The following is an 18,783-nucleotide window of genomic DNA, read 5'->3' as shown; positions in this document are numbered from 1 at the left end:
CAGTGTGCCCCGGATCCACCCGACAAATGAAGGCGCGAACGCCCCGGGATCCCGAGGACGGCTGGTCCGTTTGAGGTTGTCACATGGCACGATGGCAGCCGGACCAAGCGCCCGCACCCCGCAGTGCACGTGAAGGAGCGACGATGAACGACTCTCCGGGCTGGGCTACGCCCGGATCCTCCCCGTCCGACGGTGAGGGCTCCCACGGTACGCAGCCGCCCGCGACCGGCTCCGGCGACCCGAAGTGGTCCGCCGAGCAGCCGCCGCCCGGCCAGTGGTCGAGCCCGACCCCGGGCCAGTCCCAGCCCGGCCCGCAGCAGCCGCCCGCGGCCCCGCAGCCGGACACGGGCTGGGGCTCGCAGGGAGGCGGCTACCCGCCCCAGAACCCCGGCGCGCCAAAGTCCCCGTACGGCGGCGGCCCCGGCGGCTGGGGCAACCACGCCCCGGCGGTCAAGCCCGGCGTGATCCCCCTGCGCCCCCTGGGCCTGGGCGAGATCCTCGACGGCGCGGTCGCCACCATGCGCAAGCACTGGCGCTCGGTGCTCCCGATCACCCTGGCCGTGGCGGTCGTCGTCCAGCTGGCCAGCCTGCTCGCGCAGAAGTTCGTGTTCGGCGACATCGTCATCGACTCCTCGGACAGCGAGCCCCTCGACGAACAGATCAACGCCATCGGAGCCTCCGTGGGCCTGCTCGCGGCGGAGATGTTCATCCAGCTCGTCGGCGCCGTCGTGGCCACCGCGATGCTCACCATGATCTTCAGCCGCGCCGTGCTCGGCCACACCTCCTCGATCGGCACCGCCTGGCGCGAGTCCCGCTCGCAGCTGCTGCGGCTGACCGGCCTCACCCTGCTGCTGAGCGTCGGCGCGCTGCTCCTGGTCGGCGTCCTGGTCCTGCCCGGCGCACTCGCCGGCAGCATCGGCTTCGCCCTCCTCGGCGGCGTCGTCGGCCTCGGGCTGCTCGCGTGGCTGTGGATCCGCTACTCGCTGGCCTCGCCCGCGCTGATGCTGGAGAAGGCGCCGGTCCTCAAGTCGCTCAGCCGGTCCTCGAAGCTGGTCAAGGGCTCCTGGTGGCGCATCTTCGGCATCACCGCCCTGACCAACCTGATCACGGGCTTCATCTCCGCGGTCATCGTCTTCCCGCTGACCATGGTCGGCATGCTGCTGTTCGGCGGCGGCCTCGACGCCATGACCGACTCCAACGCGCCCACCGGCTGGGGCTTCCTGATCGTCGCCGGCATCGGCGGAGTCATCGGGCTGACCATCACGATGCCGATGCAGGCCGGCGTCAACGTCCTGCTCTACGTCGACCAGCGCATCCGCCGCGAGGCCCTCGACCTGGAACTCGCACGGGCCGCCGGCATCGAGAACTACGGCACCACCACGCCGCCGGCCGGAGGCTGACGCGGGGATGAGGAGCACGGGGGGCCTGCTCACACTGACGGCATCGGACACACCACCGGTCGACATCGGCCGTGACGCCGCCCGCGAGGCGGCGCAGCGGGAGCTGTCCAAGCCGGTGTACCACCAGAACGACCCGGGGCTGCTCCAGCGCGCGCTGGACCGCTTCTGGGAATGGGTCGGGGACCTCTTCGACCACGCTTCCAGCGCCACTCCCGGCGGGACCCTGGGCCTGGTGGCCATCGCCGTGTTCGCCGCCCTCGCCATCGCCGCGCTGTGGTGGCGGCTCGGCGCCCCGACCCGGACCGCCGGCCCCGCGGGCGCCCTCTTCGACGACGGCGTCCGCAGCGCCGCGGACCACCGCACGGCCGCCGACGCGCTGGCCGCGGCGGGCCGCTGGAGCGAGGCCGTACAGGAACGCATGCGCGCCGTCGTCCGCTCCCTGGAGGAGCGCACCCTCCTCGACCCCCGCCCGGGCCGCACCGCGGACGAGGCGGCGGCCGAGGCCGCCGTCTCCCTGCCGTCCCACGCCGGAGCCCTGCGCGCCGCCGCCCGCACCTTCGACGACATCACGTACGGCGCCCGCCCGGCCGACGAGGCCATGTACGCCTCCCTCCGCGACCTGGACCACGCCCTGACCCGCACCAAGCCGCTCCTGACGGGCGCCACCCCGTGACCCCGCCCGACCCGGGCACCCCCCCCGCCCCCCCCCCCCCCCCCCCCGCCCCCCCCCCCCCCCCCCCCGCCCCGCCCCCCCCCCCCCCCCCCCGCCCGGCCCCGCCCCGGCCCCGGGCACCCTGTCACTCCCGCGCCCCCGACCCGGTCAAAGGGCGGGATCAAGCGGCCGGGGGTCCGCTGGTCCCGCCTTTTGGCGTGCCCGGCCGGGCACCGGCGCTCCGGCCGTCTCCACTGTTCCCGCGCTCCCCTGTTCTCGTGCTCCCGTGCTCCCGTGTTCCCGTGTTCCCGGGGCGTCCGCTACCGCACGGCCGCGGCGGCCCGGTGGCGGCCGGCGGCCGCGGCGGCGAGCCGCCCGAGGGCCTCGTCCCGGGCGCAGGCGTGCGCGCCCAGCGCGGTGTGGCGGGCCACGATGCCCCGCTCGGCGCGCATCAGCCGCCATCCGCGCCGGAGCAGGAAGAGCGCCGACTTGCGGCCCTCACGCAGGTCACGGGCGAGGCGGCGGCGGAAGGTGGTGCTCGGCCGCCCGCGCAGGCAGATCGCGTCCGCCAGCAGGCCCAGCTCCTGGCACCGCGCCACGACGTCCGCCGCGAAGATCCCCTCGGCTATGAACAGCGGCGTGCGGGAGATGTCCAGCGCCTCCGTCCCGGTCCGCGAGGACGTGGCGATGTCGTAGACGGGGACGTCCGTCCGGCCCGCCGCGCACAGCTGTGCGATCGCGGCCACGGCGGCCTCGGCGTCCCAGGACAGCGGGGAGTCCCAGTCGATGTCGGCACTGCCCTCGACCAGCGGGAGCGAGGGGTCGTCGCCGTCCTTGTAGAAGTCGTCAAGGCGCAGCACGGGCAGCCCTGAACGGGCCGCCAGCGAAGACTTGCCGGACCCCGAGGGTCCGGTCAGCAGCACGACACGCGTAGGCAAAGGAGAGGAACAGCTCACGGAACACAAGTTTGACTCCTCCCCCTCCCAAAGACAATTCCCCAGGGATCTCCTCGAACGGGTGACGGCGCCCAGGTCGAGATACCGGTGAGCCACCACCCATCGCTACGCTGCGTGCGCACGCGACCACCACCACAGGCGGGAATCCATGGCACGTCACGCAGCCCCCAAAGCCCCCCATCCCACGGCGCTGCGCACCGCGGGCCTGACCCTCTCGATGGCCGGCGCCGCCCTCGCGATGGCCGCCGGCGGCGCCCAGGCCGGTGAGCTGTCGGTCCCGGCGGCCCTGGCCGGGGTGGCCGATCCGATCTCGAACCTCAAGGTGAACCCGCTGGCCAACACCGGTGTGGACCCGCTGAACAACGGCGTCGCCACGAAGGTGGCGGACTTCCCGTCGGTCGGTACGAGCATGGTGACGGGCAGCCTGACCCGCGGCTCGTCGATCGGCGAGCTGCCCACCGCGGCGGCGTCCTCGCTGCTCGGTCCGCTGCTGCCGGGCGCCGTGAAGTAGCCCCGCGACCCTGTGGCCCCGCGGCCGATCAGCCGATCAACCCCGCAGGGCGCGAAGAGGCCCCGACAGCGCGGGGGACACTGCCGGGGCCGGTCTTCGGGAGGGGGGAGGGTCCTCTAGTACGAGGATCCGCCCGCGCCCAGCGACCCGGTCGGGTGCCAGACGGTCTTGGTCTCCAGGAAGGCCGTCATGCGCGCCGTGCCCGGGTCGGCGCTCCAGTCGTCCACAGGCTGTGGACGCAGGACGCGCTTGAGGTTGTCCGCCGCCGCGATCTCCAGCTCCTTGGCCAGCGCCGCGTCGGCGCCCGCCAGGTCGATCGCGTTGACGTCCTGGTGGGACGCCAGGTGCGGGCCCATCTCGGCGGCCTTGCCGGACAGGATGTTGACCACGCCGCCCGGCAGGTCGGAGGTGGCCAGCACCTCGCCCAGCGAGAGGGCGGGGAGCGGGGCCTTCTCGGAGGTGATCACGACGGCCGTGTTGCCCGTCGCGATGACCGGGGCGATCACCGAGACCAGGCCCAGGAAGGACGAGTCCTGCGGGGCGACGACCGTGACCACACCGGTCGGCTCCGGGGTGGAGAGGTTGAAGAACGGGCCCGCGACCGGGTTGGCCCCGCCCACGATCTGGCTGATCTTGTCGGTCCAGCCCGCGTACCAGACCCAGCGGTCGATGGCCGCGTCGACGACGGCGGCCGCCTTCGTCTTGGACAGGCCCTCGGCCTCGCCGACCTCGCGGACGAACTGCTCGCGGCGGCCCTCCAGCATCTCGGCGACGCGGTAGAGGATCTGGCCTCGGTTGTACGCGGTCGCGCCCGACCAGCCGCCGAAGGCCTTGCGCGCCGCGACGACCGCGTCACGGGCGTCCTTGCGGGAGGACAGGGGTGCGTTGGCCAGCCACGTGCCCTTCGAGTCCGTCACTTCGTACACCCGGCCGCTCTCGGAGCGGGGGAACTTGCCCCCGACGTACAGCTTGTAGGTCTTGAAGACGCTCAGACGCCCGGCGGCGGAGCCGCCCTTTTCGACACTTCGCTCAGACATCGAGGTAGCCCTCCAGGCCGTGACGGCCGCCTTCGCGCCCGAAGCCCGACTCCTTGTAGCCGCCGAAGGGCGAGGTCGGGTCGAACTTGTTGAACGTGTTGGCCCAGACGACACCGGCGCGGAGCTTGTTCGCGACCGCGAGGATGCGCGAGCCCTTCTCCGTCCAGATGCCGGCGGACAGGCCGTACTGGCTGTTGTTGGCCTTCGCGACGGCCTCGTCGGGCGTGCGGAAGGTCAGCACGGACAGCACCGGGCCGAAGATCTCGTCGCGGGCGACGGTGTGCGCCTGGGTGACGTTCGTGAAGAGCGTCGGGGCGAACCAGTAGCCGGAGGACGGCAGGTCGCACGGCGCGGTCCAGCGCTCGGCGCCCTCGGCCTCGCCGGTCGCCGCGAGCGCGGTGATCCGGGCCAGCTGCTCGGCGGAGTTGATCGCGCCGATGTCGGTGTTCTTGTCGAGCGGGTCGCCGAGGCGCAGCGTGGACAGGCGGCGCTTGAGCGAGCCGATCAGCTCGTCGTGGACCGACTCCTGGACCAGGAGCCGCGAGCCCGCGCAGCAGACCTGGCCCTGGTTGAAGAAGATGCCGCTGACGATGCCCTCGACGGCCTGGTCGAGGGGGGCGTCGTCGAAGACGATGTTGGCGCCCTTGCCGCCCAGCTCCAGGGTGACCTTCTTGTCGGTGCCGGCGACCTGGCGCGCGATGGCCTTGCCGACGGCGGTGGAGCCGGTGAAGGCGACCTTGTTCACGTCGGGGTGCTCGACGAGGGCGGCGCCCGCGTCGCCGTACCCGGTGAGGATGTTGACGACACCCTTGGGCAGGCCCGCCTGGCGGCAGATGTCCGCGAAGAAGAGCGCGGAGAGCGGGGTCGTCTCGGCCGGCTTCAGCACGACCGTGTTGCCGGTGGCGAGCGCCGGGGCGATCTTCCACGCGAGCATCATCAGCGGGAAGTTCCACGGGATGACCTGGGCGGCCACGCCGAGGGGGCGCGGGTTCGCCCCGTAGCCCGCGTGGTCGAGCTTGTCGGCCCAGCCCGCGTAGTAGAAGAAGTGCGCGGCGACGAGCGGCAGGTCCGCGTCGCGGGTCTCCCGGATCGGCTTGCCGTTGTCGAGGGTCTCCAGGACGGCCAGCTCGCGGCTGCGCTCCTGGATGATCCGGGCGATGCGGAAGAGGTACTTGGCGCGCTCGGAGCCGGGCAGCGCGGACCACTTCTCGAAGGCCTTGCGGGCGGCCTTGACGGCCCGGTCCACGTCGGCGGCGCCGGCCTGGGCGATCTCGGCGAGGACCTCCTCGGAGGCCGGGGAGACGGTCTTGAAGACCTTGCCGTCCGCCGCCTCGGTGAACTCGCCGTCGATGAACAGCCCGTAGGAGGGGGCGATGTCCACGACGGAACGCGACTCCAGCGCGGGCGCGTACTCGAACACAGATGACTGCTTCATGTCCATGGTGATCAGTCCACCGTCACGTAGTCGGGACCGGAGTAACGGCCGGTGCTCAGCTTCTGTCGCTGCATCAGCAGGTCGTTGAGCAGGCTGGAGGCGCCGAAGCGGAACCAGTGGTTGCTCAGCCAGTCCGCGCCCGCGGTCTCGTTGACCAGGACCAGGAACTTGATCGCGTCCTTGGTCGTGCGGATGCCGCCGGCCGGCTTCACGCCGATCTGGATTCCAGTCTGCGCCTTGAAGTCGCGGACGGCTTCGAGCATGAGGAGCGTGTTCGCGGGGGTCGCGTTGACGCCGACCTTGCCGGTGGACGTCTTGATGAAGTCGGCCCCGGCCATCATGCCGATCCAGGAGGCGCGGCGGATGTTGTCGTACGTGGACAGCTCGCCGGTCTCGAAGATCACCTTGAGGCGGGCCGCGCTGCCGTCGGGGCGGACGCAGGCCTCCTTGACCGAGCGGATCAGCTCGTAGGTGTCGAGGTAGCGGCCGGCGAGGAAGGCGCCACGGTCGATGACCATGTCGATCTCGTCGGCGCCGGCGGCCACGGCGTCGGCCGTGTCGGCGAGCTTGACGGGCAGGGCCGCGCGGCCGGCCGGGAAGGCGGTGGCGACGGAGGCGACCTTGACGTCGGCGCCGTGCAGGGCGGCCTTCGCGGTGGCCACCATGTCCGGGTACACGCAGACGGCGGCCGTCATGGGCGTGGTGCGGTCGGTCGGATCGGGGTGCACGGCCTTGGCGGAGAGCGCCCGGACCTTGCCCGGGGTATCCGCGCCTTCCAGCGTCGTCAGGTCGATCATCGAGATGGCGAGGTCGATGGCGTACGCCTTGGCCGTCGTCTTGATCGAGCGGGTGCCGAGGGAGGCCGCGCGGGCCTCCAGGCCGACAGTGTCGACGCCGGGCAGCCCGTGCAGGAAGCGGCGCAGCGCACTGTCGGACGTCGTCACGTCAGCGAATGCGGTGAGGGTGGTGGGCATGGTCACCACATGAGCATATCTACGCGCGTAGCGGCCTGTCACCCCCCCCTACCCGAATCCACCGAAATCACAGGGGGGCGGAGGGGCCGCTACGCGCGTAGATATGCTCCCCCCCGCACCGGGCGCACCGGGCAGCGCCCCGTCGACTCCGTCGGCCCCCGCGCCGGCGGCGACGGCCAGGACCCTGCAGCCCGGGTCGCCCCCCGTGTCGGTGGCACCGGGCGGGTCGGTGCCGACCCCGTCGACCCCGGCCGCGCCCGCTCACAACCAGGCCCTTCCGGGCGGGCCCCTGCCGCCCCCCGCACCGGGCGCACCGGGCAGCGCCCCGTCGACTCCGTCGGCCCCCGCGCCGGCGGCGACGGCCAGGACCCTGCAGCCCGGGTCGCCCCCCGCGTCGGTGACACCGGGCGGGTCGGCGCCAACCACGTCGACCCCCGCAGGGGGTACGGCCCCCGACTCTCCGCCGGCCCGGCCGACTCCTGCGTCGGCTGCGCCGATCGGGCCTCTCCTCTTCCTGTCGCCGTCCGCCGGGTCCCCCGGTGGAGGGCCGATGTCACCGGACCTTGCCCTGGCCGGCGGGCCGCTGCCGTCGGACGCCGGCGGGCCTGACGGTCCGGTGCCGACGCTGCCGACTACCGTGCCGGCCGTGCCAGGCGTGCCGGGCGGGGCTTCGCCCACGGCGGCGGCTTTCGCGCCGGCCGTTCCTGGCGGACCGTTCCTCCCAGGCTCCGGAGGCGCCGCGACGCCTGGCCTTCTGTCGATCTGGCCGGACTCCGCCGTGCCGCTGTCGGCCCCCGCGTCGGGCGTCCCGTGGGCGGAGCGTGCCGGGGTGCCCGAGTCGGCGGTCCTCTCGGGCGTCCCCGCCGACTCCCGGGTGCTGTCCGCTTCCGAGACGGCCGCACCGACTCCGACGGCCCCCACCGGGCCGCAGCCGGCCGCGACCCGTTCTCACGAGCTGCCCCCGACGGCCTCCGCCGGTCCGCTCCGCTCACCGTCCGGCTCCGGTTTCGGCGCCCGGGCCGCAGCGGACGCCGAGCCCGTGTCGGCCACCGCCCAGAGCACCACACCGGTCGCCTGGACCGTGCCCGGGCTCGTTTCGCCCACCACGGCCGATGCCGATGCCCAGTCAGCATCCGCCCCGGGCCCGGCCCCGGCCCCGGCCCCGGCCGTGCCGGTCCCGAACGCCGCCGCTCCAGCGGATCCGGGCCTCGGAGCCGCGCCCGCCGCGACGGGCGGTCCGGCGGGCGCGGCCCCCTCCAACGCTCCATCCAGCGGGGTGGGTTCGGCCACCCCGCGACCGGCCGCCGCCGTCCTCCGGGATGTCCAGGCCGTCCAGGCACCGACCGCCCCGGCCACTCCGACCTTCGGGTCCGGCTCCGGTGTGCCCAACCCTGAGCCCGAGCCCGTGCCCGCGCCGGAGCCCCGTCTCTCGCCGCCCGCAGCAGCGACGACCACCGCGCCGCCGTCGGCCTCCGGGGTGCCGGACCGGTCCGTGCCGCCGACCCCCGCGGGGACCCGGCCGTCGCCGGTCTCGCCGACCTCGGCCCCCGGGGTACCGGCTCGGCCCCTCCCGGACCCGGTGTCGTCCCGTCCCGCCCCGCCTGCCATCGCCGAGGCGGCCTCCGCGTCCGGCTCGCCAGGGCCTGAGCTCTCCCCGCCGGCCGGTCCCTGTCCCTCGGCCCCGGGCGCGGCCGGCCCGGCCGCGCCCACCGCGGGGCGACCGGACGGGCTGTCCCCGACAGGCCGGGTCGGGGCCCAACCGGAGCGGCCCGAGCGGCCCGAGCAGGCGGCCGCGCCAGAGGGGACGGGGACACCGCTGGCTGCGGCCCCCGGCTCCCTCAGGGTGTCCGCGGCGGCCGAGGACACGGCGGGTGAGCGCCACCGAGAGCCGTCCCCGCCGGAGCAGGTCACCGCGTCCCCGGGACCCGCCGGGCACACGGACGCCCTCGCGGAGCCCGAGGACCGGTCCGCGCCGTCCGCCGAGGCCCTGCCCGGCAGGCCCGGCGCGGGCATGCCATGGGCGCCGGCCGGGCCCAGGCCCGGCGGGGACTGCGGCACCGTGCCGCGACAGAAGGACGGCACGGTCAGGCCCCGTGTGGGCGCGGCCGACCCGCGGGACCACCCCGGGCCCGCGGTCGCCGCCGAGGCCGCGACGGTCGAAGGCCTGCTGCGGTGCTGGGTCCGCGAGACCGGCCTCGGGCAGCCTGCCGGACCCGTGCTGCGCATCCCCCTCCCCGCATCCGGTGCGGCCCTGCTCGTCGCCGTCCGCTACTGGTCCGCGGCCGGCTGGCACCGCTTCGGCACGGCCCGGATCGAAGGCGCCCCCGCCGACGCCCCCGCCGTGGACGCGGTCACCCTCGCCGCGCTGACCCCCCGCGAAGGCAACTCCGCTCTCGGCAGCGCGGACCTCGTCGGCCGGGTCGCCGACTCGGTGCACCGCACCGCCGAGTTCATCGCCGACCGCCGCCGGCGCCCGAACGCCCCCGCCCCCGTCGCCTCGGACCGGTTCCTCACCGCGGAACAGTCCCTCCTCCTCGGCCACCCGCTGCACCCGACCCCGAAGAGCCGCGAAGGCCTCTCCGCAGCGGAAGTGCGCAGCTACTCACCCGAACTGCACGGCTCCTTCCCCCTGCACTGGGTGGCGGTCGCGCCCGCCGCGCTCGCCACCGACTCGGCCTGGACCGAGCGGGGCCGTCCCGTCTCCGCCGCCCGGCTGCTGGGCCGCCTCGCGCCCGGGCTCCCGGTGCCCGACGGCGCCACCCCCCTTCCCCTTCACCCCTGGCAGGCCCGCGACCTGCTCCAGCGCCCCGCGGTCGCCGCGCTCCGCGACGCGGGTCTCCTGCGCGACCTCGGTCCCTACGGCGATCCCTGGTACCCCACCTCCTCCATCCGTACCGTCCACCGGCCCGGCGCCCCCGCGATGCTCAAGCTCTCCCTGGGCCTTCGCATCACCAACTCCCGCCGCGAGAACCTCCGCAAGGAACTCCACCGCGGCATCGAGGTGCACCGGCTGCTCCGTACCGGCCTCGCCGAGCAGTGGCAGGCGGCCCACCCAGGCTTCGACATCGTCCGCGACCCCGCCTGGGTCGCCGTCGACGCCCTGGACGGCACCCCCGTCCCCGGGCTCGACGTCATGCTCCGCCACAACCCCTTCCGTCCGGACGACGACGCCCTCTGCATCGCCGCACTCACCGCGCCCCGCCCGTGGCCGGGGCGGACCACCATGACCTCCCGCCTCGCCGAGACCGTCGCGCGTCTCGCCGCCACCACCGGGCGGACCACGTCCGCCGTCTCCGCCGAGTGGTTCCTGCGCTATCTCGACCACGTCGTCCTGCCGGTCCTCGCCTTCGACGCCCTCGCGGGCATCGCCCTCGAAGCGCACCAGCAGAACACGCTGGTCCTCCTCGACCCGGCCGGCTGGCCGGTCGGCGGCCGCTATCGCGACAACCAGGGCTACTACTTCCGCGACTCGCGCCGCGCGGAACTCGAGCGCCGGCTCCCCGGTATCGGCAGCGCCAGCGACACCTTCGTCTCCGACGCCGTCACCGACGAACGCTTCGCCTACTACCTCGGCATCAACAACGTGCTCGGTCTCATCGGTGCCTTCGGATCCCAGCGGCTCGCCGACGAACGCATCCTGCTCGCCGCGTTCCGCCGCTTCCTCGGCAAGGCCGCGGGCCTCGGCCCGCTTCCCGCACGGCTGCTCGATTCGAGCACCCTGCGCTGCAAGGCGAATCTGCTCACCCGCCTGGGAGGCCTCGACGAGCTGGTCGGCCCCGTCGACACCCAGTCCGTCTACGTCACCATCGCCAACCCCCTTCACGATTGACGCGTCCGTACCGACACGGAGAAGAGCCCCGATGCCCTCCACCGACTTCCACACCGGTGCATCCCACATCGGTGCGCCCCGCACCGATGGCTCCCGCACCGTCCCGCCGCAACTCACCGCCCGGCTGCTGCCCCTGCTCGCCGAAGCGGATCTGCTCGACTCCCCGGCGGGCTGGGGCGGCATCACCACGAGGGCCGGCGTCTTCCGCCTGCAACCCGTGCGGCTCGACCGCGACCTGGAGCTGCTCACCCGCTGGATGAACGAACCCGAGGTGGCCGCCTACTGGGAGCTCGCCGGCCCCGCCGCCGTCACCGCCGCCCACGTGCGGGCACAGCTGGACGGGGACAGCCGCAGCATCCCGTGCCTCGGCCTCCTCGACGGCACGCCGATGAGCTACTGGGAGATCTACCGGGCCGACCTCGACCGGCTCTCCGCGCACTACCCGGCGCGCCCCCACGACACGGGTATCCACCTGCTCATCGGAGACGGCACGAACCGCGGCCGGGGTCTGGGCACCGCGCTCCTGCGCTCCGTCACCGACCTCGTCTTCGACAACCACCCACGCTGCATGCGCGTCATCGCCGAACCGGACATCCGCAACACCCCCTCCGTATCAGCCTTCCTGAACTCCGGCTTCCGCTGTTCCGCAGAGATCGAACTGCCGGACAAGCGCGCCGCGCTGATGATCCGCGAGCGGGCGCTGCGCAATCTCCTCTGAGTGCCGCCCCGCACGTCCCGGATCCCGCACGCACGCTCACCCGCCTTCCGCTCTCCGTGTGCAGCTTCCGCACTTCTCCCTTCGAAAACTCTGCGTCGCGCAGCAAAGTTCCCGATCTCCGAGGAGTCCCGTGCAGAATTTCTCCGCAGCCCCCGACTCCGCAGCCCCCGACTCCGCGGCCCCCACTTCGCGGACAGCGCGCCCCCGTCACCCCAACACCCTTGCACCCCTCCCGAACTGAACCCTCGTACCTGGGATTTGGCCTCCTGCCCTCTGCGCGCCAAGATTCTCGGCGAGTTCGGGTACGAGGAGATCATCCGCCCGGTCCCCGCCCCGGCCCCCTCCGGCGACCCCTGGCCCCGCCCCCTCGACCACCGCCGCATCCTCCGCCTGTCCCTTATCCACTCTTCCGAGCCCACGGGACTTTAGTGTTTCGGTGGTCATAGCGTTAGGGAAACGCCCGGTTTACATTCCGAACCCGGAAGCTAAGCCTTTCAGCGCCGATGGTACTGCAGGGGGGACCCTGTGGGAGAGTAGGACGCCGCCGAACAATTATTGTGGGAAAGCCCCGCACCAGCCCTTTGGGGTTCGGTGCGGGGCTTTTCTGCGTTTACGGGCAGATGTGCCGCCTCCTGTAGTGTCAGGGGGCATCGTTCGACCAGATTTCTACAGTCACAGTGGAGGCCCCCGGGTGGAGGTCCAGGAGACTCGGGTCCAGACTGACCGAATTTTCACCATTCCGAACATCCTGAGCATGGCTCGCCTCGCCGGCGTACCCCTGTTCCTGTGGCTGATCCTCGCCGAGCATGACGGCTGGGCACTCGCCGTCCTCATGCTCAGCGGGATCAGCGACTACCTGGACGGGAAGCTCGCGCGGCGCTGGAACCAGATCAGCAGCCTCGGCCGGCTCCTGGATCCGGCCGCGGACCGGCTCTACATCCTGTCCACCCTGTTCGGTCTCACGTACCGCGAGATCCTGCCGCTCTGGCTCACCGGCGCACTGCTCGCACGCGAGCTGATGCTGCTGGTCATGGTCTGGATCCTGCGCAGGCACGGCTATCCGCCGCCCCAGGTCAACTTCCTCGGCAAGGCCGCGACCTTCAACCTGATGTACGCGTTCCCCTTCCTCCTGGTGAGCACCTGGTCAGGATGGTTGGCCTGGACGGGGTCAGTTTTGGGATGGGCCTTCGCCGGATGGGGTACAACCCTCTATTGGTGGGCAGGAATCCTATACGTGGTGCAGGTCCGTCGTCTCGTGAAGTCGGACGCCACGGCCGATTGAGCTCGCTCGGCGCCTGGCCGACGCGGAGTAGTTGTCCGGCCACCGTCCGGGACGGGCGAGATCGGCGAAGACGCCGTCTCTCAAGGAGGACTCTCCCGACATGAAGGCCGTCGTAATGGCCGGTGGCGAAGGAACTCGTCTCCGCCCTATGACCTCGAGCATGCCCAAGCCGCTCCTGCCGGTGGCGAACCGGCCGATCATGGAGCACGTGCTCAGGCTCCTCAAGCGCCATGGGCTCAACGAGACCGTGGTCACCGTGCAATTCCTGGCATCGCTCGTCAGGAACTACTTCGGTGACGGCGAGGAGCTCGGCATGGAGCTCACCTACGCCAATGAGGAGAAGCCCCTCGGCACCGCGGGCAGCGTGAAGAACGCCGAGGAGGCTTTGAAGGACGACACCTTCCTCGTCATCTCCGGCGACGCACTCACCGACTTCGACCTGACCGACCTCATCCGCTTCCACAAGGCGAAGGGCGGACTCGTCACCGTCTGCCTCACCCGTGTGCCGAACCCACTGGAATTCGGCATCACCATCGTGGACGAGGAAGGCAAGGTGGAGCGCTTCCTCGAGAAGCCCACCTGGGGCCAGGTCTTCTCGGACACCATCAACACCGGCATCTACGTCATGGAGCCGGAGATCTTCGACTACGTGGACGCGGACGTCTCCGTGGACTGGTCCGGTGACGTCTTCCCGCAGTTGATGAAGGAAGGCCGGCCGATCTACGGCTACGTGGCCGAAGGCTACTGGGAGGACGTGGGCACCCACGAGAGCTATGTGAAGGCCCAGGCCGACGTGCTCGAGGGCAAGGTCCAGGTCGACATGGACGGCTTCGAGATCTCGCCCGGGGTGTGGATCGCCGAAGGCGCCGAGGTGAGCCCCGAGGCGGTGCTGCGCGGACCGCTGTACATCGGGGACTACGCCAAGGTCGAAGCCGGTGTGGAGATCCGCGAGCACACGGTCATCGGGTCGAACGTCGTCGTGAAGAGCGGCGCGTTCCTGCACAAGGCCGTGGTGCACGACAACGTCTACATCGGGCCGCACAGCAACCTGCGCGGCTGCGTCATCGGCAAGAACACCGACATCATGCGGGCCGCCAGGATCGAGGACGGCGCCGTCATCGGCGACGAGTGCCTCGTCGGCGAAGAATCGATCATCCAGGGGAACGTACGGGTCTACCCCTTCAAGACGATCGAGGCCGGCGCCTTCGTCAACACGTCGGTGATCTGGGAGTCCCGGGGGCAGGCGCACCTGTTCGGCGCCCGTGGCGTCACGGGGATCCTGAACGTGGAGATCACCCCCGAACTGGTGGTCCGGCTGGCCGGTGCCTACGCGACGACCCTGAAGAAGGGCGCGACGGTCACCACGGCCCGTGACCACTCCCGAGGCGCGCGAGCACTCAAGCGGGCCGTGATCTCGGCGCTGCAGGCGAGCGCGATCAACGTGCGGGACCTGGAGAACGTCCCGCTGCCCGTGGCGCGCCAGCAGACCGCGCGCGGCAGCGCCGGCGGAATCGTGCTGCGGACCTCGCCGGGGATCCCCGATTCGGTGGACATCATGTTCCTCGACGAGCGGGGTGCGGACCTCTCCCTCCAGCAGCAGCGCAAGCTCGACCGGGTCTACGCGCGGCAGGAGTACCGCCGTGCGTTCCCCGGCGAGATCGGCGACCTGCAGTTCCCGGGCAGCGTCTTCGACGCCTACACGGGCTCGCTGCTGCGGCGGGTGGACACCACCGGGGTCGCGGACTCGGGCCTCAAGGTGGTCGTGGACGCCTCCAACGGCAGCGCCGGACTCGTGCTCCCCAGCCTGCTGGGCCGGCTCGGGGTGGACGCCCTCACCGTCAATCCGGGGCTGGACGAGTCCCGGCCGACGGAGACCGCGGAATCCCGGCGGGCCGGCCTGGTGCGGCTCGGCGAGATCGTGGCGTCCTCGCGCGCGGCCTTCGGCGTCCGCTTCGACCCGGTGGGGGAGCGGATCTCCCTGGTGGACGAGCGCGGGCGGATCATCGAGGACGACCGGGCGTTGCTGGTCATGCTCGATCTCGTGGCGGCCGAGAAGCGCAGCGGCAAGGTGGCGCTGACGGTGACCACCACCCGGATCGCCGAGCAGGTGGCGGCGTACCACGGCACCCAGGTGGAGTGGACGACGACCTCGCCCGACGACCTGACCCGCGTGGGCCGGGCCGAGAACACCATCTTCGGCGGCGACGGCCGGGGCGGTTTCATCGTCCCGGAGTTCAGCAGCGTCTTCGACGGGTCGGCGGCCTTCGTACAACTGATCGGGCTGGTGGCGCGGACGCAGCTCACGCTGAGCCAGATCGATGCCCGGATCCCGCGGGCGCACGTGCTCAAGCGGGACGTGCCGACCCCCTGGGCGGTGAAGGGGCTCGTCATGCGGCGGGTCGTGGAGGCGGCCGGGGACCGGGAGGTGGACACCACCGACGGGGTACGGGTCGTCGAGGCCGACGGGCGGTGGGCGCTGGTGCTGCCGGATCCGGCGGAGGCGGTCACGCACCTGTGGGCGGAAGGGCCGGACGACGCGTCCGCGCAGGCGCTGCTGGACGACTGGGCCGCGGTGGTGGACGGCGCCGGGCACTGAGTCCCGGCGGGCGGTGACGCAGGTCCACGAGTCCGGTGGGCCGGGCGGGGGCCAAGGTCCCTCCCGGTCCGCCGGGCGGGCGCATTCGGTGTCAGCGGCGGCGACATGCGACGATGTGCGGCATGTCGCAGCCGCCCCCCAACCGGAGTTCGTCGCCTCCCCCGGACGGTGTCCGCGGGAACCCCAGGCCCGCGCGGCCGGACGCTTCCATGTCGCTGCTGACGCACGTGATGGACCACAGCCTCGACGAGGGCTACGCGGAGGCCTCCGCCCGGCGCGAGGCGAAGGGCACGGCGGGTCTGCCGCGCACCCTCAAGGCCAAGCTGGGTCTGGCCGCCGGGCTGGTGGTCGCCGCCATGGTCGTCACGCTGGGCGCCGCCGAGGCGCGGGTGGCCGCGCCGGTGCTGGCCAAGGAGCGTCAGGAACTGATCGACCGGGTCGAGCGGGCCGACGCGCACGCCGACGGCCTGGAGCGGGACATCGAGCGGTCGCGGGACGCCGTCGCCGACCGCCAGCGCGAGGCGCTCAAGCAGCACGGCGGCGACCAGGGTCAGCTCGTGGCGCTGCTGTCCGGGGCCACCGAGGTGCACGGGCCCGGGATCAAGCTCACGGTGGACGACGCCAAGGGCTCGTCCACGGGCAACGGCTCCAAGCCGCGCGAGAACACCGGTTTCGCGGACACCGGGCGGCTCCGCGACCGCGATATGCAGAAGATCGTCAACGGGCTGTGGCAGTCCGGGGCGGAGGCGATCTCGATCAACGGGCAGCGGCTGACGTCGCTGTCGGCGATCCGGGCCGCCGGTGACGCGATACTGGTCGACAACAGGCCGCTGGTCCCGCCGTACGAAGTACTGGCGATCGGTGACAAGAAGCGTCTGGGGACGGCGTTCCAGGACTCCGCGGACGGCCAGTACCTGCACGTGCTGCAGGAGAGCTACGGGATCCGCTACACGCTGTCGGCCGAGGCGGACGTGCGCCTCCCGGCCGCGTCGAGCCTGACCGTACGCACGGCAACAGCAGCAGAGCAGCAGAAGGGTGCATCGTGATCGCGGTACTGGGCCTCGTGGTCGGAGTGGTGGTCGGACTTCTCGTCCGCCCCGAAGTACCGGCCGTGGTGGAGCCTTATCTGCCGATCGCCGTGGTGGCGGCGCTGGACGCGGTGTTCGGAGGCCTGCGCGCGATGCTGGACGGCATCTTCGTGGACAAGGTGTTCGTGGTGTCGTTCCTGTCGAACGTGGTCGTGGCCGCGCTGATCGTCTTCCTCGGCGACAAGCTGGGCGTCGGCTCGCAGCTGTCCACGGGCGTGGTGGTCGTCCTGGGCATCCGCATCTTCTCCAACGCCGCGGCCATCCGCCGGCACGTGTTCCGGGCGTGAGGCCGATGAACGTGAACGACACCCCGCCCGAGGAGCCGAGGCCCTCGCAGCAGTCGCCCGAGACCGTGCCCGCCCCGGAGCCCTCTAGACAGAGTAGATCGTCGGCATGGTCGGGTGTGGAGAAGGGGGGGGGTGCGGGGTGGCCGGCGGGCCGGGGGCGCGACGGTCCGTGGCCTCAGCCATCGGAGACCCCCGCGGCCAGCAGCACGGCGTCGCGCGGCTCGAAGTGCAGGGTGACGCGGTCGCCCAGGGCCGGGGTCTCGCGCAGTTCGGGCAGGTCCGCCTTGACGCGGTGGCCCTCGACGTCGACGTAGAGCCGGTGGGTCGAGCCGCGCCACTGCACCTCGGTGATCGTCCCGCTCAGCGCGTTGGGGCCGGCGCCGAGGCCGAGCAGGTGCGGCCGTACGCACAGGGTCGCGCTCGCGCCGACGGCCGCGCCGGCGCGGTCGAGGGCGAGGGGGTGTCCGGCGAACACGGCGCCTTCGGCGGCCACGGTGACCGGCAGCAGGTTGGCGTTGCCGACGAAGGAGGCGGTGAACTCGGTGCGCGGCGCCCGGTACAGCTCCTGCGGGGTGCCGCAGTCCCGCAGCCGGGCCTGGTCCATGACGGCGATCCGGTCGGCCAGGGTCAGCGCTTCGACCTGGTCGTGGGTGACGTACAGGATCGACACGTCGGGCAGTTCGCGGTGCAGGCGGGCCAGTTCGGCGAGCATCCCGGAGCGCAGCTGCGCGTCGAGCGCGGACAGCGGCTCGTCCAGCAGCAGCACCCCGGGCCGGATGGCGAGTGCGCGGGCGATGGCGACGCGCTGCTGCTGGCCGCCGGAGAGTTCGCGCGGGTAGCGCTTGGCGTAGGCGGCCATCCCGGTCATTTCGAGGGCCTCGGCGACGCGGCCGGGTATCTCGGCCTTGGGGGCCTTCTGCGCCTTGAGGCCGAAGGCGACGTTGTCCTCGACGCGCATGTGGGGGAAGAGCGCGTACTGCTGGACGACCATGCCGATGCCGCGCTTGTGGGGCGGGAGCGCGGTGACGTCCCGGCCGCCGATCAGCACCCGGCCCGAGAGCGGCCGCACGAAGCCGGCGACCGCGCGCAGCGCCGTGGTCTTGCCCGAGCCGGAGGGCCCGAGCAGGGCCATGACCTCGCCGGGCTCGACGGTGAGGTCGAGCCTGTCCAGGACGGTGTGGCCGGCGTAGGCGACCGAGACCGACTCGAAGCGGATGCCGCTCACGCGCCGGGCTCCCGATCCCGCTGCTGCTGCTCCAGCACCCCGGGGAGTTCCGCGATGGAGGCCAGGACGTGGGTGGCGCCGTTCTCCCGCAGGGTCGCGCGGTCGTGGGCGCCGGTGAGGACGCCCGCCACGAGGCCGGCGCCGGAGCGGACGCCGCCGAGCATGTCGTAGGCCGTGTCGCCGGCGACCACGGTGTGGCGTACGTCGGCCACGGCGCCCGTGCGCAGGAAGGCGGCCAGCACCATGTCCGGGTAGGGCCGGCCGCGGCCGCCCGCGTCGGCGGGGCACAGGGTGAGGTCGGCCAGGTCCTGCCAGCCGAGGGCGTCGAGGATGGCGTCCTGGGTGACGCGGGCGAAGCCGGTGGTGAGGACGACGGTGCGGCCCTCCGCGCGCAGTTGCTCGATGGCGGCGCGGGCGCCGGGGAGCGGGGCGATGAGGCCGCCGTCGACGAGTTCCCCGTAGGCCTCCTCGAAGGCGGAGTTGGCGCGCTGGGCGAGGTCCTCGGCGCCGAAGAGGTGGCGGAAGACCGAGATCTTCGACTCGCCCATGGTGTCGCGGACGTACTGGAGCTTGGTGTCGTGGTCGGCGCTGCCCGGCTCGACGCCGAGGCGTTCGGCGGCCCGCTCGAAGGCGCGCTCGACGAGGCCGCCGTCGGCGACGGTGGTGCCGGCCATGTCGAGGACGATCAGCTTGCGGTCGTCGCTCGCGTTGCCGTTGCCGTTGCCGTTGCCGTTGTCGTGGCCGTGGCCCTGGCCGTGGCCCTGGCCGTGGGGGGTGTTGTCGGTCATGGTGC

At 72.7% G+C, this 18,783-nt stretch carries 15 protein-coding genes and 1 rRNA gene; 10 read left to right on the top strand and 6 right to left on the bottom strand.

Annotation, left to right across the window (positions count from 1 at the left end):
* Positions 1-143: 143 nt before the first annotated feature.
* Together DRB96_RS39455 and DRB96_RS39450 are read left to right on the top strand one after the other, a co-directional pair.
* A complete protein-coding gene (locus tag DRB96_RS39455; protein ID WP_112452710.1) occupies positions 144-1,400 on the top strand; it encodes a hypothetical protein in 1,257 nt (418 codons plus the stop codon).
* 7 nt (positions 1,401-1,407) lie between these two features.
* The gene (locus DRB96_RS39450; protein WP_112452709.1) at positions 1,408-2,073 is read left to right on the top strand and encodes a DUF4129 domain-containing protein; all 666 of its coding nucleotides are present in this window, start codon (positions 1,408-1,410) and stop codon (positions 2,071-2,073) included.
* 299 nt (positions 2,074-2,372) lie between these two features.
* Here DRB96_RS39450 and DRB96_RS39440 read toward each other — a convergent pair whose 3' ends face one another.
* The gene (locus tag DRB96_RS39440; RefSeq protein ID WP_112452708.1) at positions 2,373-3,017 is read right to left on the bottom strand and encodes a hypothetical protein; all 645 of its coding nucleotides are present in this window, start codon (positions 3,015-3,017) and stop codon (positions 2,373-2,375) included.
* A 139-nt stretch (positions 3,018-3,156) separates the two neighbouring features.
* Between DRB96_RS39440 and DRB96_RS39435 the strand changes: the two genes are divergently transcribed.
* On the top strand, positions 3,157-3,519 hold the full coding sequence (locus DRB96_RS39435) for a hypothetical protein (protein WP_112452707.1): 363 nt from the start codon (positions 3,157-3,159) through the stop codon (positions 3,517-3,519).
* Positions 3,520-3,635: 116 nt separating this feature from the next.
* Here DRB96_RS39435 and DRB96_RS39430 read toward each other — a convergent pair whose 3' ends face one another.
* Genes DRB96_RS39430 through deoC form a run of 3 tightly spaced genes read right to left on the bottom strand, consistent with a single transcriptional unit; the run spans position 3,636 to position 6,965 of the window.
* The gene (locus DRB96_RS39430; protein WP_112452706.1) at positions 3,636-4,556 is read right to left on the bottom strand and encodes an aldehyde dehydrogenase family protein; all 921 of its coding nucleotides are present in this window, start codon (positions 4,554-4,556) and stop codon (positions 3,636-3,638) included.
* The gene (locus DRB96_RS39425) at positions 4,549-5,997 is read right to left on the bottom strand and encodes an aldehyde dehydrogenase family protein (protein ID WP_112452705.1); all 1,449 of its coding nucleotides are present in this window, start codon (positions 5,995-5,997) and stop codon (positions 4,549-4,551) included. The genes DRB96_RS39430 and DRB96_RS39425 overlap by 8 nt, the downstream gene beginning before the upstream one ends.
* 5 nt (positions 5,998-6,002) lie before the next feature.
* Entirely contained in the window at positions 6,003-6,965 is a 963-nt protein-coding gene (gene deoC / locus DRB96_RS39420; protein WP_112454328.1) for a deoxyribose-phosphate aldolase, read from the bottom strand.
* A 2,011-nt stretch (positions 6,966-8,976) separates the two neighbouring features.
* On the opposite strand from deoC, the gene DRB96_RS39410 reads away from it, so the two are divergent.
* The 7 genes from DRB96_RS39410 to DRB96_RS39375 all read left to right on the top strand — a co-directional run bounded on the left by DRB96_RS39410 (position 8,977) and on the right by DRB96_RS39375 (position 16,765).
* A complete protein-coding gene (locus DRB96_RS39410) occupies positions 8,977-10,794 on the top strand; it encodes an IucA/IucC family protein (protein WP_112454326.1) in 1,818 nt (605 codons plus the stop codon).
* 31 nt (positions 10,795-10,825) lie between these two features.
* On the top strand, positions 10,826-11,512 hold the full coding sequence (locus DRB96_RS39405) for a GNAT family N-acetyltransferase (RefSeq protein ID WP_112452703.1): 687 nt from the start codon (positions 10,826-10,828) through the stop codon (positions 11,510-11,512).
* Positions 11,513-11,944: 432 nt separating this feature from the next.
* Positions 11,945-12,062, top strand: a 5S ribosomal RNA gene (rrf, locus tag DRB96_RS39395).
* A gap of 141 nt (positions 12,063-12,203) precedes the next feature.
* Positions 12,204-12,794: a CDP-alcohol phosphatidyltransferase family protein gene (locus DRB96_RS39390; RefSeq protein WP_112452701.1), complete on the top strand. Its 591-nt coding sequence runs from the start codon at positions 12,204-12,206 to the stop codon at positions 12,792-12,794.
* Between the two features lie 100 nt (positions 12,795-12,894).
* On the top strand, positions 12,895-15,390 hold the full coding sequence (locus tag DRB96_RS39385) for a mannose-1-phosphate guanyltransferase (RefSeq protein ID WP_112452700.1): 2,496 nt from the start codon (positions 12,895-12,897) through the stop codon (positions 15,388-15,390).
* 113 nt (positions 15,391-15,503) lie between these two features.
* Entirely contained in the window at positions 15,504-16,436 is a 933-nt protein-coding gene (locus DRB96_RS39380) for a DUF881 domain-containing protein (protein ID WP_112452699.1), read from the top strand.
* Positions 16,433-16,765: a small basic family protein gene (locus tag DRB96_RS39375; RefSeq protein ID WP_112452698.1), complete on the top strand. Its 333-nt coding sequence runs from the start codon at positions 16,433-16,435 to the stop codon at positions 16,763-16,765. Before DRB96_RS39380 ends, DRB96_RS39375 begins: the two co-directional genes overlap by 4 nt.
* Positions 16,766-16,940: 175 nt before the next feature.
* Here DRB96_RS39375 and DRB96_RS39370 read toward each other — a convergent pair whose 3' ends face one another.
* The gene (locus tag DRB96_RS39370) at positions 16,941-17,990 is read right to left on the bottom strand and encodes an ABC transporter ATP-binding protein (RefSeq protein WP_112452697.1); all 1,050 of its coding nucleotides are present in this window, start codon (positions 17,988-17,990) and stop codon (positions 16,941-16,943) included.
* A complete protein-coding gene (locus tag DRB96_RS39365) occupies positions 17,987-18,778 on the bottom strand; it encodes a phosphonatase-like hydrolase (protein WP_112452696.1) in 792 nt (263 codons plus the stop codon). Before DRB96_RS39365 ends, DRB96_RS39370 begins: the two co-directional genes overlap by 4 nt.
* Between the last annotated feature and the right edge of the window lie 5 nt (positions 18,779-18,783).

Origin of the sequence: Streptomyces sp. ICC1 (assembly GCF_003287935.1) — a bacterium.
GTDB lineage: Bacteria > Actinomycetota > Actinomycetes > Streptomycetales > Streptomycetaceae > Streptomyces > Streptomyces tritrimontium.
This window is presented reverse-complemented; position numbering and strand designations above follow the sequence as displayed.

What these genes read in the sequence shown, in the direction of transcription:
- DRB96_RS39455 (WP_112452710.1), top strand. Translation starts at nt 144, where the DNA reads ATGAACGACTCTCCGGGCTGGGCTACGCCCGGATCCTCCCCGTCCGAC.
- DRB96_RS39450 (WP_112452709.1), top strand. Translation starts at nt 1,408, where the DNA reads ATGAGGAGCACGGGGGGCCTGCTCACACTGACGGCATCGGACACACCA.
- DRB96_RS39435 (WP_112452707.1), top strand. Translation starts at nt 3,157, where the DNA reads ATGGCACGTCACGCAGCCCCCAAAGCCCCCCATCCCACGGCGCTGCGC.
- DRB96_RS39430 (WP_112452706.1), bottom strand. Translation starts at nt 4,556, where the DNA reads ATGTCTGAGCGAAGTGTCGAAAAGGGCGGCTCCGCCGCCGGGCGTCTG.
- DRB96_RS39425 (WP_112452705.1), bottom strand. Translation starts at nt 5,997, where the DNA reads ATGGACATGAAGCAGTCATCTGTGTTCGAGTACGCGCCCGCGCTGGAG.
- deoC (WP_112454328.1), bottom strand. Translation starts at nt 6,965, where the DNA reads ATGCCCACCACCCTCACCGCATTCGCTGACGTGACGACGTCCGACAGT.
- DRB96_RS39410 (WP_112454326.1), top strand. Translation starts at nt 8,977, where the DNA reads ATGCCATGGGCGCCGGCCGGGCCCAGGCCCGGCGGGGACTGCGGCACC.
- DRB96_RS39405 (WP_112452703.1), top strand. Translation starts at nt 10,826, where the DNA reads ATGCCCTCCACCGACTTCCACACCGGTGCATCCCACATCGGTGCGCCC.
- DRB96_RS39385 (WP_112452700.1), top strand. Translation starts at nt 12,895, where the DNA reads ATGAAGGCCGTCGTAATGGCCGGTGGCGAAGGAACTCGTCTCCGCCCT.
- DRB96_RS39380 (WP_112452699.1), top strand. Translation starts at nt 15,504, where the DNA reads ATGTGCGGCATGTCGCAGCCGCCCCCCAACCGGAGTTCGTCGCCTCCC.
- DRB96_RS39365 (WP_112452696.1), bottom strand. Translation starts at nt 18,778, where the DNA reads ATGACCGACAACACCCCCCACGGCCAGGGCCACGGCCAGGGCCACGGC.